Source organism: Parapedobacter lycopersici, from assembly GCF_024643285.1.
GTDB classification, from domain to species: domain Bacteria; phylum Bacteroidota; class Bacteroidia; order Sphingobacteriales; family Sphingobacteriaceae; genus Parapedobacter; species Parapedobacter lycopersici.
Window position 1 is genome coordinate 354 of the sequence record NZ_JAMSLW010000012.1, and the last position, 527, is coordinate 880.

1 protein-coding gene is annotated in these 527 nt (G+C 71.0%); it reads right to left on the minus strand.

What is annotated here, in order from left to right; translation table 11 throughout:
• A partial coding sequence (locus tag NEV57_RS15865) for a chlorophyll a/b-binding protein (protein WP_257659289.1) occupies window positions 1-500 on the minus strand: 500 nt, incomplete at its 3' end.
• Window positions 501-527 lie beyond the last annotated feature (27 nt).

Sequence of the window (527 nt, forward strand, 5' to 3'; positions counted from 1 at the left end):
ACCGCCCAGATGGCGAGGATGCTCTGCGCGTGGATCAGGCTCGGGTTGCCGAGGTAGTCGAGCCCGCCCTCGCTGAAGATCTGCGACCCCGCCTTGAACCACACCGCCTCGCCGAACTTGACGCCGTTGCGGGCGAGGAGCTCCGGGAACACGCAGCCCAGCGCGCCGAGCATCGCCCACCTGGAGTGGATCACCTCCAGCTCCCGGTTCTTGGCGAACGTCTCCGGGTCGGCGGAGAGCCCCGCGGTGTCCCACCCGTAGTCGCCGGGGAACTCGCCGGTCAGGTAGCTCGGCGGCTCGCCGGAGAGCGGGCCGAGGTAGAGCACGCGGTCGGCGCCGTACCACGGGCTCCCCGACGCGGCGGGCTTGGGCTTCGCCGCCGACTTGCGCATGGTGATGCGCCCCTCGCCGAACACCTTCGCGGCGGCCTTGCCGGCCAGCGCCGGGGACGAGAGGGCCATGGTGGCGGCGGCCATGTCTACCTCGCTCTGCTGCTTCAAGCTCAGCTACTGCTGCTGCTGCTGGTG